This window comes from Aquaticitalea lipolytica, assembly GCF_014641635.1.
GTDB lineage: Bacteria > Bacteroidota > Bacteroidia > Flavobacteriales > Flavobacteriaceae > Aquaticitalea > Aquaticitalea lipolytica.
This window is the reverse complement of sequence record NZ_BMIC01000001.1, coordinates 1,381,843-1,396,682: the sequence shown is the minus strand read 5'-3', so window position 1 is coordinate 1,396,682 and position 14,840 is coordinate 1,381,843. Positions and strand designations below refer to the sequence as shown.

The 14,840-nt window shown below is 31.4% G+C and carries 14 protein-coding genes; 8 read left to right on the top strand and 6 right to left on the bottom strand.

The genetic code is table 11. The features are described from left to right. Positions 1-3: 3 nt before the first annotated feature. The 3 genes from dprA (at position 4) to IEW41_RS06480 (ending at position 2,046) form a co-directional block, all read left to right on the top strand. A complete protein-coding gene (gene dprA, locus IEW41_RS06490; RefSeq protein WP_188605482.1) occupies positions 4-1,107 on the top strand; it encodes a DNA-processing protein DprA in 1,104 nt (367 codons plus the stop codon). Between the two features lie 73 nt (positions 1,108-1,180). Further along, entirely contained in the window at positions 1,181-1,810 is a 630-nt protein-coding gene (locus IEW41_RS06485) for a response regulator transcription factor (RefSeq protein WP_188605481.1), read from the top strand. Then, positions 1,810-2,046, top strand: a complete 237-nt coding sequence (locus IEW41_RS06480) for a hypothetical protein (protein ID WP_188605480.1) — start codon at positions 1,810-1,812, stop codon at positions 2,044-2,046. Before IEW41_RS06485 ends, IEW41_RS06480 begins: the two co-directional genes overlap by 1 nt. 6 nt (positions 2,047-2,052) lie before the next feature. Here the strand turns inward: IEW41_RS06480 and trpS are convergent, their stop codons facing one another. Further along, positions 2,053-3,021 (bottom strand): tryptophan--tRNA ligase, encoded by a 969-nt coding sequence (gene trpS, locus IEW41_RS06475; RefSeq protein WP_188605479.1) that lies wholly within the window; start codon positions 3,019-3,021, stop codon positions 2,053-2,055. Between the two features lie 76 nt (positions 3,022-3,097). On the opposite strand from trpS, the gene IEW41_RS06470 reads away from it, so the two are divergent. Continuing rightward, on the top strand, positions 3,098-3,835 hold the full coding sequence (locus IEW41_RS06470; RefSeq protein ID WP_188605478.1) for a lysophospholipid acyltransferase family protein: 738 nt from the start codon (positions 3,098-3,100) through the stop codon (positions 3,833-3,835). A gap of 76 nt (positions 3,836-3,911) precedes the next feature. On the opposite strand, the gene IEW41_RS06465 is transcribed toward IEW41_RS06470, so the two are convergent. The 4 genes from IEW41_RS06465 to recA all read right to left on the bottom strand — a co-directional run bounded on the left by IEW41_RS06465 (position 3,912) and on the right by recA (position 7,550). After that, a complete protein-coding gene (locus tag IEW41_RS06465; protein WP_188605477.1) occupies positions 3,912-5,435 on the bottom strand; it encodes a hypothetical protein in 1,524 nt (507 codons plus the stop codon). Then, positions 5,435-5,977, bottom strand: a complete 543-nt coding sequence (locus IEW41_RS06460) for an RNA polymerase sigma factor (protein WP_188605476.1) — start codon at positions 5,975-5,977, stop codon at positions 5,435-5,437. The genes IEW41_RS06465 and IEW41_RS06460 overlap by 1 nt, the downstream gene beginning before the upstream one ends. A 33-nt stretch (positions 5,978-6,010) precedes the next feature. Continuing rightward, complete coding sequence (locus IEW41_RS06455) at positions 6,011-6,424, bottom strand: hypothetical protein (RefSeq protein ID WP_188605475.1); 414 nt, start codon at positions 6,422-6,424, stop codon at positions 6,011-6,013. Between the two features lie 109 nt (positions 6,425-6,533). Continuing rightward, positions 6,534-7,550 carry a recombinase RecA gene (gene recA, locus IEW41_RS06450; RefSeq protein ID WP_188605474.1) on the bottom strand — a complete coding sequence of 339 codons (1,017 nt, stop codon included), beginning with the start codon at positions 7,548-7,550 and terminating at the stop codon, positions 6,534-6,536. A gap of 456 nt (positions 7,551-8,006) precedes the next feature. Between recA and trhO the strand changes: the two genes are divergently transcribed. Next, the gene (gene trhO / locus IEW41_RS06445; protein ID WP_188605473.1) at positions 8,007-9,071 is read left to right on the top strand and encodes an oxygen-dependent tRNA uridine(34) hydroxylase TrhO; all 1,065 of its coding nucleotides are present in this window, start codon (positions 8,007-8,009) and stop codon (positions 9,069-9,071) included. A 30-nt stretch (positions 9,072-9,101) separates the two neighbouring features. On the opposite strand, the gene IEW41_RS14630 is transcribed toward trhO, so the two are convergent. Then, positions 9,102-10,511, bottom strand: a complete 1,410-nt coding sequence (locus tag IEW41_RS14630; protein ID WP_188605472.1) for a peptidoglycan DD-metalloendopeptidase family protein — start codon at positions 10,509-10,511, stop codon at positions 9,102-9,104. A gap of 276 nt (positions 10,512-10,787) precedes the next feature. Between IEW41_RS14630 and IEW41_RS06435 the strand changes: the two genes are divergently transcribed. From IEW41_RS06435 to IEW41_RS06425, 3 genes are read left to right on the top strand one after another with little or no spacing between them, the layout of a single operon-like run. Further along, on the top strand, positions 10,788-11,972 hold the full coding sequence (locus IEW41_RS06435; protein WP_188605471.1) for a PSP1 domain-containing protein: 1,185 nt from the start codon (positions 10,788-10,790) through the stop codon (positions 11,970-11,972). Further along, on the top strand, positions 11,962-12,450 hold the full coding sequence (locus tag IEW41_RS06430) for a gliding motility lipoprotein GldH (RefSeq protein ID WP_188605470.1): 489 nt from the start codon (positions 11,962-11,964) through the stop codon (positions 12,448-12,450). The genes IEW41_RS06435 and IEW41_RS06430 overlap by 11 nt, the downstream gene beginning before the upstream one ends. A gap of 13 nt (positions 12,451-12,463) precedes the next feature. Beyond that, positions 12,464-14,782, top strand: a complete 2,319-nt coding sequence (locus IEW41_RS06425) for a transglycosylase domain-containing protein (protein WP_188605469.1) — start codon at positions 12,464-12,466, stop codon at positions 14,780-14,782. Positions 14,783-14,840 lie beyond the last annotated feature (58 nt).

Genomic DNA, 14,840 nt, shown 5'->3' with positions numbered 1-14,840 from the left:
ATAATGACAGAACACAATTTACTTTATGTATTAGCACTTCAAAATGTAGCCAGAATTGGAGATATTACTGCCAAAAAGCTAATTAATAATTGTGGTTCTGCTGAAGCAATCTTCAAAGAAAAGAAGAGTAACCTTTTAAAAATAGATGGCATAGGAACTACAACCATTAGTGATGTTTTTAGCACATATCATTTTGAAGAGGCAGAAAAAGAATTAAAATTTATTAAAGACAATGATATAAAGTGCCTGTATTTTATGGATGAAAACTATCCTGAAAAACTAAAGCATTGTATTGATGGACCAATATTATTGTTTCAGTCAGGAGAGATTAATCTTAAAAAGCAACGTATTATTAGTGTTGTAGGAACACGTAAAATTACAACCTATGGTACGGCTTTTTGTGAGCAATTAGTTGAGCAGTTAGCTCCTTTTAATCCAGTAATTGTATCTGGTTTTGCTTACGGAACCGATATTACAGCACAAAAGGCAGCCTTAAAACATAACTTGCAAACAGTAGGTTGTTTGGCACATGGCTTAAACCAAATATATCCTAAAGTACATAAAAAATATGTTGCAGATATAGAGAAACATGGTGGGTTTTTAACAGAATTTTGGAGCACTTCAAATCCTGATAGAGAAAATTTTTTAAAACGAAATCGAATTATCGCTGGACTTAGTGAAGCTACTATTGTAATTGAGTCTGCCGAAAAAGGAGGAAGCTTAGTAACAGCAGATATAGCAAACTCATACAATAGAGATGTGTTTGCGGTTCCTGGTAGAACAACCGATAGTCAAAGTGTTGGTTGTAATAATTTAATAAAATACCAAAAAGCACAAATGCTTACTAATCCAATGGATATTCCATATATATTAAATTGGCAACTAGAAGACGACAAAAAACCTGCAATACAAAAACAGTTATTTGTTGAGTTGGAGGTTGATGAAATAGCAATTTATAATTACTTAAAAGACAACAGCAAACAACAATTAGATACTATTGCTTTAGAATGCGAGATGCCAATTTTTAAAGTTGCAAGCTTGCTTTTAAACATGGAGCTTAAAGGTGTAATCAGACCACTTCCTGGTAAGTTGTTTGAGGTTATTTAAAATTATTGCATAAATTACGTAAGTATATTTATTTTTTTAGTATATTTGAAAAAGAGAATAATACCTACGTGAAATGTTAAAAATAATAACAGCTGACGATCACCCTTTAATTTTAAAAGGTCTTTCAGATTTCTTAATTGAAAAGATTAAAAACGTTGAAATATTTCAAGCTAGAAATGGTGAAGAAGTTTTAAAAATACTTAAGGGAAGAGACATAGACTTAGTCATATTAGATTTAGAAATGCCTATATTAAGTGGGTTAGAAACACTTAAAATAATTACAACAAAGTTTCCCAAAACAAAAGTTATTATTATGACTTTTGATAAAGACATTAATTCGGTTAAAGCCACTTTACTTGAAGGAGCGTTGGGTTATATTTATAAGGAATTTGCTTTAACAGAAATTTTGCAAGCTATTGATGAAGTTAGAAAAGGAAAATTTTATTATCAAAAAGAAATTAGCGACGCTTTAATTAACGAATACAAGAATTCTTTAAAAAATGAATTTGAAAACAAATTTACCAGTAGAGAAGTGGAAGTCTTAAAGTTAATTTCTGAAGGATTAAGTGGTAAAGAAATTTCTGAAATTCTATCGATATCTCCAAGAACAGTTGAAACTCACAAAAGAAGTTTAATGACAAAAACAGGGACTTCAAATACCATATTGCTTGTTAGATATGCAATTGAAAATAAATTGTTGTGATGAATAAAGAAATCTTTGAAATATTAATTGATTCAAAATATGCAGAAATTGCTTTAATTATTACTATTTCAGGAGTTTTAATAAAATTAATTCTTGTTATTTGGAAAATCATCAAAGAGAACAGAATAATTCTTTCTGTTATTAATGACAATAATCTCGAGCAATTAACCATAGATAAAAAAGGCTCAATTTTTATAAAGAAAAAATTAAAGAATCAAAAAACAAGGAAGAGTTAGAATTTATTAATAACCAACTTTATGTCTCACTCTGTTTAAAACCTCATTAGCAACAAGTTTAGCTTTTTCTGCACCAACAGCAAGAGCAACATCAATTTCGTTGAGGTTATTCATATAATAATGATAACGCTCACGCTCGGTTTTAAATTTCTCGACAATCAACTCAAATAAAGCTTGTTTGGCATGTCCATAGCCATAACCACCTTTTTCGTAATTAGATTTCATGGCGGCAACTTCTTCATCAGAAGCAAGTAAACTATAAATAGCAAAGCAGTTACATGTTTTCCAGTCTTTAGGATCCTCTAAAGGAGTACTATCTGTTTCAATAGACATAATTTGCTTGCGTAATTTTTTGTCGTCTAAAAAGATATTAATGATGTTTCCTCTACTTTTACTCATCTTTTCGCCATCAGTACCTGGAATTAGCATTGTGTTTTCTTGTATTTTTCCTTCTGGTAAAACAAAAGTTTCGCCCATTTTAGCATGAAAACGAGAAGCGACATCACGAGTCATTTCAATATGTTGTAGTTGATCTTTTCCAACAGGAATAATTTCTGCATCATACAATAAAATATCTGCAGCCATAAGCATAGGATAGTAAAACAATCCTGAATTTACATCTTCTAATCGGTCAGCTTTATCTTTAAAACTATGTGCTAAAGTTAATCGTTGATAAGGAAAAAAACAGCTTAAATACCATGACAATTCAGTTACCTGCGGAATATCGCTTTGTCTGTAAAACACCGTTTTTTCAACATCTAATCCAAAGGCTAACCATGTTGCAGCAACAGAATATGTGCTATTGCGTAAAGTTTCAGCATCTTTAATTTGTGTTAATGTATGCATGTTTGCAATAAACAGGTATGAATCATTTTCTGGGTTGTTAGCCATTTCTATTGCTGGCATTAGTGCGCCTAAAATGTTTCCTAAATGTGGTGTTCCTGTACTTTGTATGCCCGTAAGTATTCTTGCCATAGTATTTTATTTCAACAGTCACAAAGGTAATTTTTTTAGTATAATAGCTCAATAAAATTAATTAGTTTTGGCGAGCATGATTGTTATTAAATATATTTTCTGGCTTTTATATCGTATTTGGTTCTACATACTTGTTGGGCTGCCAATAGTTATATTGTTTCCTATACTTTTAATTTCTATTTTAAAGGAAGAGTGGTACCCATTCTTTTTTAAGCTTGCTAGATTTTGGGCAAAGTTTATTTTAATTGGTATGGGTTTTAGGTGGATTATAGAAAGAGAACAAACACCAGATCCTTTAAAAAGCTATATGTTTATTGCTAATCATACTTCAATGGCAGACATAATGCTTATGTTGGTTAGCGTTAAAAACCCTTTTGTTTTTGTTGGTAAAAAGGAGTTGGCAAAAATTCCTCTTTTTGGATTTTTCTATAAACGCACTTGTATTCTGGTAGATAGAAGTTCTGAAAAAAGCAGAAAGGCAGTGTTTTTAAGAGCTCAAAAACGCTTAAAGCAAGGGTTGAGTATTTGTATTTTCCCTGAAGGTGGAGTACCAGAAGAGCATATTATTTTAGATGACTTTAAAGATGGTGCTTTTCGGTTAGCCGTCAATCATCAAATTCCAATTGTTCCAATGACTTTTGCAGATAATAAAAAGCGTTTTTCATATACGTTTTTTAGTGGTGGTCCTGGGAAAATGAGAGTTAAAATTCATCATTTTTTAAACACAAAAGATTTAACAACAAAGGATACAAAAACAATAAATGAACAATCTAGAAGTGTTATTTACAACCAACTTCAAAAATATAACACATAAAAAGCTGCTCTTGGCACAGAGCAGCTTTTCGTCATCATTGCGAGTTTGCAATAACTATCTAACCAACTAAAAAAACCTAAAACTTAATACTTAAGCCTGTGTAAACGCCAATAAAATATGGCTGAAAATCACCAGACGTGTCATTAAATGTGTTTATTTGATACTTGAATTTTGGTTCAAGATTTAATTTTATTTTATCTGAAACATTATAATTTATTCCTACACCAAAATTAGCACTATAGCTAACATCGTTAAGGTTATTGGCTTCACCAATAAGAATTCTATTGCCTTCTACTACAGAATAAACTTCATTTTTATCTGTAAAAAAGGTACTAAAACCACCTATAACATTAAGCCCAATTTTTTTATCTACAACTGTATATTCAATTTCTAAAGGCACTTCAATAAAACCAAATTGTTGGTCTAACGAACCTTTTTCTTTAGTATTTAAAATTTCTGGAACATCATTTCTATTAAAACTTTGAGCACTTATAAACGTTGTGTTTTGAGCATTTTGATTAATGTTTACATGACTCAGTTGATTAGAGCTGGATACATTAATTGACCCTAAGGCAGATGTTTCATTAATATCTGTATAAGAAATAACATTATTGGTAGCATATCCTAATTCAACTTTATTAACTCCTGCTCTAATTTTAAATTTCTTATTAATGGCATAACTACCCTCAATACCATAACTCATATTTATGTCACCTTTTTTTGAATTATTTACAAACTGATTATCTATTGGAGACCCTTTACCAATAGTGTTGAAATAAACAGGCGCAACATTTGGTGTTATGTTCCACCTGTTAAGTTTCTCTTCTTTTTCTTTTTCTTCAGTTGTATTAGTTTCAGCAATAGCGTCTTCTATAGTTTTTTCGTTTGTAATGATTTCTTCTTCTTTATTGACAGAATCTTCAGTTTTTTCATCACTACTAGCAACTGCATTTTTAGATGCAGATTTAAGATAGTCTGGAATTATATTGTCTTCAGATTTAGTTTTTGAATTCTTTTCTGAATTAAATGGGTTTGAAGAATTATCTGCAACAACATCCTTTTTATTATTTAAGGTGTTTGATGTATTGTTTTTACTTAACTCTTTTTGTTTATTATTGTTTTTATCAAATATTTTTGATGACAAATCAGGTTTCGTTGAAGCTATTTTGCTTTGGTTGTTTACTGATGAATTTATTAGATTTTTTCCTGATGAAGAGGCGTTATTAAGGGTTTCATCAGAATTTGTTTCTTTATCTGAAACGTTATTATTAGAATCGAAATCAACCTCATTAGACGCATTTTTATCTGTAGAGTTGTTTTTAAATGCATCACTATTAGAATTGTTTTCTGTATCTACAACTGTGTTTATAGAGTCATTATTTTCGTTATTGTTAAACACAGTGTTACCAATAGCAAGCATTAGCAATAAAATTGCTGCTGCACCACCAAGTTTCCACCAGATTGGGATTATTCGGCGTTTTTTGCGTTTCTCATCATGCAAACTACTGTGAATGTTTTCCCAAACTGCATCGCTAGGATTGGCTTCAAAATCTTTTAGCTTCTCTTGAAAGAGTCTGTCTATATGTTTTTTGTCGCTCATTATAATGTTTGCGAGCTTATGCTCGCTTTGTAATGTTCAATTTTTTCTTTTAAAATCATTCTTGCACGCGCAAGATTAGATTTTGAGGTTCCGGTTGTAATATCTAGCATTTCTGCTATTTCTTTATGCGAATAATCATCTAAAGCATATAAATTAAAAACTAACCTATATCTATCTGGCAATTCTTGAATAATGCCTAATAAAAAATCTATACTTACTGCATCTTCATCAATTTCTACAGATACGTCTTCTATTTTATCTTCATTTACAATATCAAAAACACCTATACTTCTATAACGCTGTAAAGCAGTATTAATAGTTATTCGTTTCATCCAACCTTCCAAAGAACCTTTACTTTTATATTGTGATATTTTGGTAAAAATAGTCACAAAAGCATCTTGCAGATTATCTTCAGCTTCTGCATAGTTTTTAGAATACTTTAAGCAAAGCGAAAACAATTTACTCGCATAGAGTTTATATATTTGGCTTTGAGCTTTAGCATCATTTTTTTTACACTGTTCTATGAGTTGTTCTAAACTCAAACATTTAAAGTATTAATTATCCAAATTTTTATATTAATTCACTACAGGAACTTCTACAATATAATATAAATCATTTCCATTATCATCTTGACCTTGCCAAAACCTAAATACATAAGTTCCATTGTTATTTACCATAAAGTTAAAAGAAACTTCTACTAATTCATTTTCAAAAGTTTGACAATTTTGATTTGGGTAAACTGCATTTATTATTGCAACTGTTCTTTGGTTAAGCTCGCTTGCATAATAGAAATCACTAAAAATGTAACACCCAGAAGGCCTATAATAGCCAACAGTAATTTCATAAGTCTCACCTAAAACAAATTCTGTTGGAATATCAACACTCTCAACAGGTAAAATTTCATAATAAAAATCGTTAGAATTATCGTTATCAATACTACACGATACTAACGAAAGCACTATAACACATAAAAAACATAGTTTTTTCATAAAATAAAATATTTTGATATAAATACCTTTATAGGTTGTAGATGCATTAATATTATAAAGGTTGCGTGTAAAAACAAAAAAACTCGAAAATTTCGAGTTTTTTTGTTTTTTAATCATCAGATGACGAGGCTGCTTTTGCAATTACTCTAACCTTAGCCTCGAGCTCATCCATAAGCTCTGGATTGTCTTTTATAAGTGCTTTTACAGCATCTCTTCCTTGCCCTAATTTTGTGTCTTCATAACTAAACCACGAGCCACTTTTTTTTATGATTTCGTTTTCTACTGCTATATCTAGTATTTCACCAACTTTTGACACACCTTCACCATACATAATATCAAATTCTGCTGTTTTAAATGGTGGTGCAACTTTATTTTTTACAACTTTTACTCTGGTTTTATTACCAGAAACACTACCATCTGTGTCTTTAATTTGTGTAGATCGTCTTATATCTAAACGAACAGAAGCATAAAACTTTAATGCATTACCACCAGTTGTTGTTTCAGGATTTCCAAACATAACACCAATTTTTTCACGTAATTGGTTAATAAAGATTACGGTACAATTGGTTTTGCTTATCGATCCTGTTAATTTTCTTAATGCTTGAGACATTAAACGTGCATGAAGTCCCATTTTAGAATCTCCCATTTCACCTTCAATTTCACTTTTTGGAGTTAACGCCGCAACCGAGTCAATAACAACAATATCAATAGCTCCTGAACGAATTAAATTATCAGCAATTTCTAATGCTTGTTCTCCATTATCTGGCTGTGAGATAATTAAGTTGTCAATATCTACACCTAGTTTTTGTGCGTAAGTTCTATCAAAAGCATGCTCAGCATCAATAAACGCAGCAATACCACCAGCTTTTTGTGCTTCAGCAATAGCATGTAATGTTAATGTGGTTTTTCCTGAGGATTCAGGACCATAAATTTCTATTACCCTACCACGAGGATAGCCACCAACTCCTAAAGCAATATCTAAACCTAACGAGCCAGAAGAAATGGCATCGACATCAACCACTGCTTGGTCGCTCATTTTCATTACTGTTCCTTTACCATAGGCTTTGTCTAACTTATCTAAAGTTAGCTTTAATGCTTTTAATTTTGCTTCTTTTTCACTACTCATTTTATTCGATCTTTTTCTTATTTCGGATAGCTAAAATACTACTTCTTTTTGCATCTTACAATTTTATGACGCAACCTTTTTATACTTTTTGCATCTACATAATAAGATTGGGAAATCTTGCTATGAAAAAGGTCATTTTAATGACAATCTATTTTATCTGATGATATTAACTAATAAAAGTTTTACAGATGAAATTTTTTAGAAAAATTATTTTTAATAACGCATTAGGCGTTTCAGTTGCTATTACTGTTAATAGCAATTGTAAAGCCGATGGAGGGTAACTCGTGTAGTATTTTTAAGAATGAAAATTTAAAAAAATATTAATAACGAGTTAGTCCTCAAAAAAGCACTTTAGAGATATCTTTGGTGCTTTTTTTGTTTTTAACAAGCTTGTAATTATTCAAAAATTGTAACTTTGCAAAAAATTAATCTTTAACCTTATAAAATTAGTATAGCATGCAACTGTACAATAACTTAAGTGCTAAAGAAAGAGCAGAACTTATTGAAAAAGCGGGAAAAGACCGTTTAACTATCTCTTTCTATAAATATGCCAAAATTGGCAATACCGAAATCTTTAGAAACCATATGTTTTTAGCTTGGAATGAGCTAGAAGTTTTAGGAAGAATATATGTCGCTCACGAAGGTATTAATGCACAACTATCCATTCCTGCAGATCACTTTCATCAATTTAAAAACCATTTAGATACCATTACATTTTTAGAAAACGTGAGATTAAACATTGCCATAGAGCATGATAATTTTTCATTTCTAAAACTAAAGGTAAAAGTGCGTGACAAAATTGTCGCTGACGGGCTTAACGATAACACCTTTGATGTTACTAATAAAGGAATTCACGTTGATGCAGAAAAATTCAATAAATTAATTGAAGATGAGAATACGGTTTTGGTTGATATGCGTAATCATTATGAAAGCGAAATAGGGCATTTTAAAAATGCAATAACTCCAGATGTTGACACATTTAGAGAATCGTTAGATATTATTGAAGAAGACTTAAAAGACCACAAAGAGGATAAAAAACTGGTGATGTATTGTACTGGTGGAATTCGTTGTGAAAAAGCTAGCGCATATTATAAACATAAAGGGTTTAAAAATGTATATCAGCTCGATGGAGGAATAATCAATTATGTAAGACAGGTCAATGAAAAAGGGTTGGAAAACAAATTTATAGGAAAGAATTTTGTTTTTGACGAGCGTCGATCTGAGCGTATTTCTGATGACGTCATTGCTCAATGTCATCAGTGTGGTAGTCCTGCCGATTTACATACAAATTGCGCAAATGAAGCATGCCATTTACTATTTATTCAATGTGATGATTGTAAAGAAAAAATGAATAATTGTTGTTCTTCTACCTGTATGGAAATACATCAATTACCTTACGAAGAGCAAAAAGCGTTACGAAAAGGACAAGGAAATAGTAATGATATCTTTAAAAAGGGAAGAGCAGATCATTTACCTTATAAAAAGGATTTAAGAAACATTTTTGAAACTCTGAAGAAATAAAAAAAGCTTCCAAATTTGGAAGCTTTTTTGTCAATCTTTTATAAGCTTAATTGTTTTTTTCTGACCTGTATCACTTTCTAAAGTTAAAAAGTAGAGTCCATTAGAAACTGTTTCTAGGTTTACCTCTGTAATATTTTCAGATTGGCTTTCAATTGTTTTTACAGTTTTGCCAAGTATATCTACAACAGTGGCTTTTTTTATAAAACTATTAGAAGAAATTGTTACTGCATCATTGAATGGATTAGGATAAACGGAAGTTGTATTAAAATCTTCATCATCAATTCCTAATGCTCCTGAAACATTAAATGTATGTGTAATTGTTTGTCCATTATAAGTTGCTTCCCATTTCCATTGACCATTCATATTATATACTCCAGAATAGTACCAATACCAATAAGAAGCAGCATAATTTGCTGTGAAGTTATAATTCCAATTATATAAAACAGAATTATCAGGTCTTATAATTTTTAAGTTAATACTTGTTCCGTTAGCCTGATCCCTCATGTAAATTGCAAAGTAAATTGTTGCTGAGGCATCAAAAGTGTTGCTTGTATTAGTTGTTTCACTATTTGGACATGTAGGAAAAACAGGAGGAGCAGAATGTGTTAATACAGCATTAATATTAGGATTTGTATATGGTTTTTGTGTTTGCCACCAAGTGTCAACATTTAAACTATTACATGCTCCTGTGTATGGATCAATTAAATTTGTATAGGTATCATTTTGGTAAACCTCAAAATGCAGATGTGGCCCAGTTGAGTTTCCAGAACTCCCAACTATGCCTAAATATTCTCCTAAATTAACAAAGTCACCAACATTTTTTGTGGTTAATGAACCGTTTTTCATATGTCCATACCAAGCAACACTTCCATCACCATGCCTTACGTATACAGCATTCCATGGATTGTTATTAAAACCACAGCTTCTATCAAATTGCCCATCACCTTTAGCAATTATTTGACCAGGTGCAGCTGCAATTATTTCAACACTATTATCATCAACCATTTTCCAAGTAAAAGGCCATGTAAAAATGTCTATACCTTGATGATTATAACCAGAACTAGTATCGTAAGTTTTGGTACCACAGTTATAGTCTTGTAATTGGTTTGGATAAGCAGAATTATGGTCAACATAGTTAGAAATAGACCACACATCGTTATAAGTTACTCCAGCAGCTTTTTGAACAGGCCAGATAAAAAGAGGATGAGCACCTCTTAACGAAATAGGTGCTAATCTATTTTCTTGTTGTAATTGTCTTACATTGTTTATTAATTCAGCCTTAATAACCTCTCGCTGTGAATCAGTAAGACAAGGAGTCTTGCTTCTATTAAATTGATATTCATCACCAATAGGCGAAAAATTAACCTCTTGAGCAAATACGTCATAATTATTTGTAACAAAAGAAAGAATGTAAATGAGTAAAGTAATTTTTAATTTCATAAAATAGAAGTTTTAAAGTGTTAGACTAATACATCGCTTGTTTATTAGATATAGATACAATTACTTTAGACAATGTATCTGATTAATAGCATAATAAAAATAGCAATTTATTTTATTATATTAATAATCAAGTAATTATAAATTTATTCTTTTTAGAAAAAGCAGATTGTTGTTATCTATTTTTTGCTCGATAAATAATCTTATCTTTACATTTTAAAATTCAGTATTAATCATCATTCGTTATGAGAATAACGAATTTTATATAACATACATAGTATGAGTTGTAACAGTTGCTCAACTGGAAAAGATGGTCAACCAAAAGGATGCAAAAACAATGGAACTTGTGGCACAGATAGCTGTAATAAGTTAACAGTTTTTGATTGGTTGGCCAATATGTCGCTTCCTCAAGGAGAAGAGCCTTTTATTGGAGTTGAAGTTCGTTTTAAAAACGGAAGAAAAGAATATTATAAAAATACCGAAAACTTAACATTAAGTATAGGAGACATTGTAGCTACTCAAGCTCAATCTGGTCATGATATTGGTATGGTAACGCTTACAGGAGAATTAGTTAGAATTCAAATGAAGCGTAAAAAAGTTAATATTGATGACGAAGAGAATGTTCTAAAAATTTATCGTAAAGCATCTCAAAAGGATATAGATATTTGGTCTGAAGCTAGAGATAAAGAAGAGCCTATGAAAGTTAAGGCTCGACAATTTGCAATAGATTTAAAATTGCAAATGAAAATTTCTGATATCGAATATCAAGGTGATGCAAGTAAAGCAACCTTTTATTATACAGCAGAAGAACGCGTAGACTTTAGAGAGCTTATTAAATTGTTTGCTAAAGAATTTCGCACACGTATTGAAATGAAACAAGTTGGCTTTCGTCAAGAGGCTTCTAGACTTGGTGGTATTGGTTCATGTGGACGTGAATTATGTTGCTCAACATGGTTAACAGATTTTAGATCTGTAAGTACATCTGCAGCTAGATATCAGCAATTATCTTTAAACCCATTAAAACTTGCAGGGCAATGTGGTAAGCTAAAGTGCTGTTTAAATTACGAGTTAGATGCTTATTTAGACGCTTTAAAAGAATTCCCAAAAACAGACACAAAACTTTATACTGAAAAAGGAACAGCAGTGTGTCAAAAAACCGATATTTTTAAAGGGTTTATGTGGTTTGCTTATGAAGGAGAGTGGATGAACTGGCACAAATTAACTACTGCTCAAGCCAGAGAAATAATTGAGCTTAATAAGAAAAAACAAAAAATTGCCAGTTTAGAAGAATATGCTTCAGAGCTTGTTGAAGATACTAAAGCAGACTTCGAAAACGTTGTTGGTCAAGACAGTTTAACTCGTTTTGATAGTCCAAAACGTAAAAATAAACGTAGAAATAATAGAAACAAAAAAAAGGGAAATAACCCTCAACAACATAAATCTCAAAAGAATAATGCCAAGTAAAGGTTATTGGATTGTTTTAATTGCAGGTATTGTATTGAGCTCTTGCGACTCTAATCAAGTGTTTGATGAATATAAAACTGTGCCAAATCAATGGAATAAAGATTCAATTATTTCGTTTAATATAACACCACCAGATTCAACTAAAGCATATAATTTGTTTGTCAATATTAGAAATACAAGTGCTTATAAATACAGAAATTTATTTTTAATTGTTGACATGAATTTTCCTAACGGAAAAGTTATTAAAGACACTTTAGAGTATGAAATGGCAAAACCTAATGGAGAATTATTAGGTACTGGTTTTGCAGATGTAAAAGAGAATAAACTATGGTATAAAGAGTCTGTTATTTTTAAAGAAACAGGAGAATATAAAGTAAATATTCAACATGCAATGAGAAAAAACGGAGATGTTGAAGGAATTGACGAACTAGAGGGTGTTACAGATATAGGCTTTAGAATTGAGCCTGCAAAAAATTGATTAGTATTATATTATGGCAACAAAAAAAACTGCAGTAGAAGATTTTTCTAAGTACATACGTTGGTTTTGGAAACTATTTATAGGAGGAATTCTATTTATAGTTTTAATATTTTTATTGGCGTCTTTTGGCTTATTTGGTGAGATGCCAGACCATACGGTTTTAGAAAACCCTAAAACTAATTTAGCAACCGAAATTATTTCTTCTGACGATAAAACTTTAGGAAAGTTTTATTTAAACGACAATAGAACTCCAGTTGATTATAGTGAATTACCTCAAAATTTAGTAGATGCATTAATAGCTACTGAAGATGCTCGTTTTCGTGATCATTCAGGTATTGATGCAAGAGGAACATTAAGAGCTATTTTTAAGCTTGGAAGTGGTGGAGGTGCTAGTACAATATCTCAACAGTTAGCAAAAAACCTGTTTCATGGTGAAGGCTCTAAAAACATAATTGAAAGAGTACTTCAAAAAGCAAAAGAGTGGATTATTGCCATACGTTTAGAACGACAATATACCAAAGATGAAATTATAGCAATGTATTTAAACATTGTCGATTTTAATAATAATGCTGACGGAATACGAAGTGCTGCTAGAATTTATTTTGGAAAAGAGCCAAAAGATTTAGACGTAAAAGAATCTGCAATGATTGTTGGAATGTTAAAAAATCCATCATTGTACAACCCAAGACCTCATCGAAATCCTGTAGGAACAAGAAACAGACGTAATGTTGTCTTGAGTCAAATGGAAAAATATGATTTCATAACTGAAGAAGTTAGAGATTCTATTCAAAAGTTAGAACTAGAACTAAACTATTCTCCAGAATCTCATCGTGAAGGAACAGCAACCTATTTTAGAGCCTATCTTACAGACTTTATGAAAAAGTGGATTGATGAAAACCCAAAGCCAGATGGTTCAAAATACAATTTATATAATGATGGTTTAAAAGTGTATACAACTATAGATTCTCGTATGCAAAAATATGCCGAGGATGCCGTTGAAAAACACATGCCAAGACTTCAAGCTGAATTTTTTAATCAAAATACACCAGAAAGAAATAAAACAGCTCCTTTTTTAGATTTAAAACCAGATGAAATCACATCGATATTAAATAGAGGAATGCGTCAATCAGAAAGATGGAGAATAATGAAAGCTAACGGGAAATCTGAAAGTGAAATTATAGCCTCATTTAATAAACCAACAGCAATGACAGTGTTTTCTTGGAAGGGCGAAATAGATACCATAATGAAGCCAATGGATTCTATGCGTTATTATAAATCATTCCTACATACAGGAATGATGTCAATGGATCCACAAACCGGTCATGTTAAAGCTTGGGTTGGAGGTATAAATATGAAACATTTTCAATATGACCATGTTAAGCAAGGTAAGCGACAAGTAGGTTCAACATTTAAACCATTTGTTTATGCAACAGCTATAGACCAATTACACTTATCGCCTTGTGATACTTTCCCAAATACTAAAGTAACTATCGAAGCTGGTAAATTTGGAAACCCTGAAGCTTGGAGTCCAGAAAATTCAGATTTTAAATATGGTGGATTTAAAACCTTAAAAAACGCATTAGCTAATTCTACAAATACAATAACGGCAAGATTAATGGATCAAGTTGGCCCTCAACCAGTAGTTGATATGGCTAAGAAGCTTGGTGTAGAGTCTGATATACCTGCTGTGCCAGCAATCGCGCTAGGCACACCAGATTTAAGTGTTTACGAAATGGTTGCTGCTTATGCAACGTTTGCAAACAAAGGCGTTTATAATGAGCCTGTTTTAGTAACGCGTATTGAAGATAAAAACGGAACAGTTTTATATCAATTTACACCTAAAACGAAAGATGTTTTGAGTGAGGAGGTTGCTTATGTTACCACAAACCTAATGCAAGGAGTAACCGAAGATGGTTCGGGAGCACGATTAAGAACAAAAGGAGCTGACCAATGGAATGTAGTTTATAAAGAAATAATTACAGGTTATCCTTATGAGTTTACTAATCCAATTGCAGGTAAAACAGGAACAACACAAAATAATAGTGATGGTTGGTTTATGGGTATGGTTCCTAATTTGGTAACTGGAGTTTGGGTTGGAGCCGATGATAGAGCTGCACATTTTAGAAACACAGCATATGGACAAGGAGCATCTATGGCATTACCTATTTGGGGATTATATATGAAAAGCTGTTATGACGATAAAACTTTAGATGTATCAAAAGCCGATTTTGAGAGACCTCAAAACCTTTCAATACGAGTTAATTGTGGTGCACCAATTGAAGGACCAACTTCCGATACTGAAGGAGGAATAATTGATGAATTAGATTTCTAATACTAATTGTATATAAATTGTTTAAAAAGCCAATCTAAAATTTGTTTAACATTTTAGA

Excerpts from the sequence above, each read along its gene's own strand:
- dprA (WP_188605482.1), top strand. The coding sequence starts at position 4 with ATGACAGAACACAATTTACTTTATGTATTAGCACTTCAAAATGTAGCC.
- IEW41_RS06485 (WP_188605481.1), top strand. The coding sequence starts at position 1,181 with ATGTTAAAAATAATAACAGCTGACGATCACCCTTTAATTTTAAAAGGT.
- IEW41_RS06480 (WP_188605480.1), top strand. The coding sequence starts at position 1,810 with ATGAATAAAGAAATCTTTGAAATATTAATTGATTCAAAATATGCAGAA.
- trpS (WP_188605479.1), bottom strand. The coding sequence starts at position 3,021 with ATGGCAAGAATACTTACGGGCATACAAAGTACAGGAACACCACATTTA.
- IEW41_RS06470 (WP_188605478.1), top strand. The coding sequence starts at position 3,098 with ATGATTGTTATTAAATATATTTTCTGGCTTTTATATCGTATTTGGTTC.
- IEW41_RS06465 (WP_188605477.1), bottom strand. The coding sequence starts at position 5,435 with ATGAGCGACAAAAAACATATAGACAGACTCTTTCAAGAGAAGCTAAAA.
- IEW41_RS06455 (WP_188605475.1), bottom strand. The coding sequence starts at position 6,424 with ATGAAAAAACTATGTTTTTTATGTGTTATAGTGCTTTCGTTAGTATCG.
- recA (WP_188605474.1), bottom strand. The coding sequence starts at position 7,550 with ATGAGTAGTGAAAAAGAAGCAAAATTAAAAGCATTAAAGCTAACTTTA.
- trhO (WP_188605473.1), top strand. The coding sequence starts at position 8,007 with ATGCAACTGTACAATAACTTAAGTGCTAAAGAAAGAGCAGAACTTATT.
- IEW41_RS14630 (WP_188605472.1), bottom strand. The coding sequence starts at position 10,511 with ATGAAATTAAAAATTACTTTACTCATTTACATTCTTTCTTTTGTTACA.
- IEW41_RS06435 (WP_188605471.1), top strand. The coding sequence starts at position 10,788 with ATGAGTTGTAACAGTTGCTCAACTGGAAAAGATGGTCAACCAAAAGGA.
- IEW41_RS06430 (WP_188605470.1), top strand. The coding sequence starts at position 11,962 with ATGCCAAGTAAAGGTTATTGGATTGTTTTAATTGCAGGTATTGTATTG.
- IEW41_RS06425 (WP_188605469.1), top strand. The coding sequence starts at position 12,464 with ATGGCAACAAAAAAAACTGCAGTAGAAGATTTTTCTAAGTACATACGT.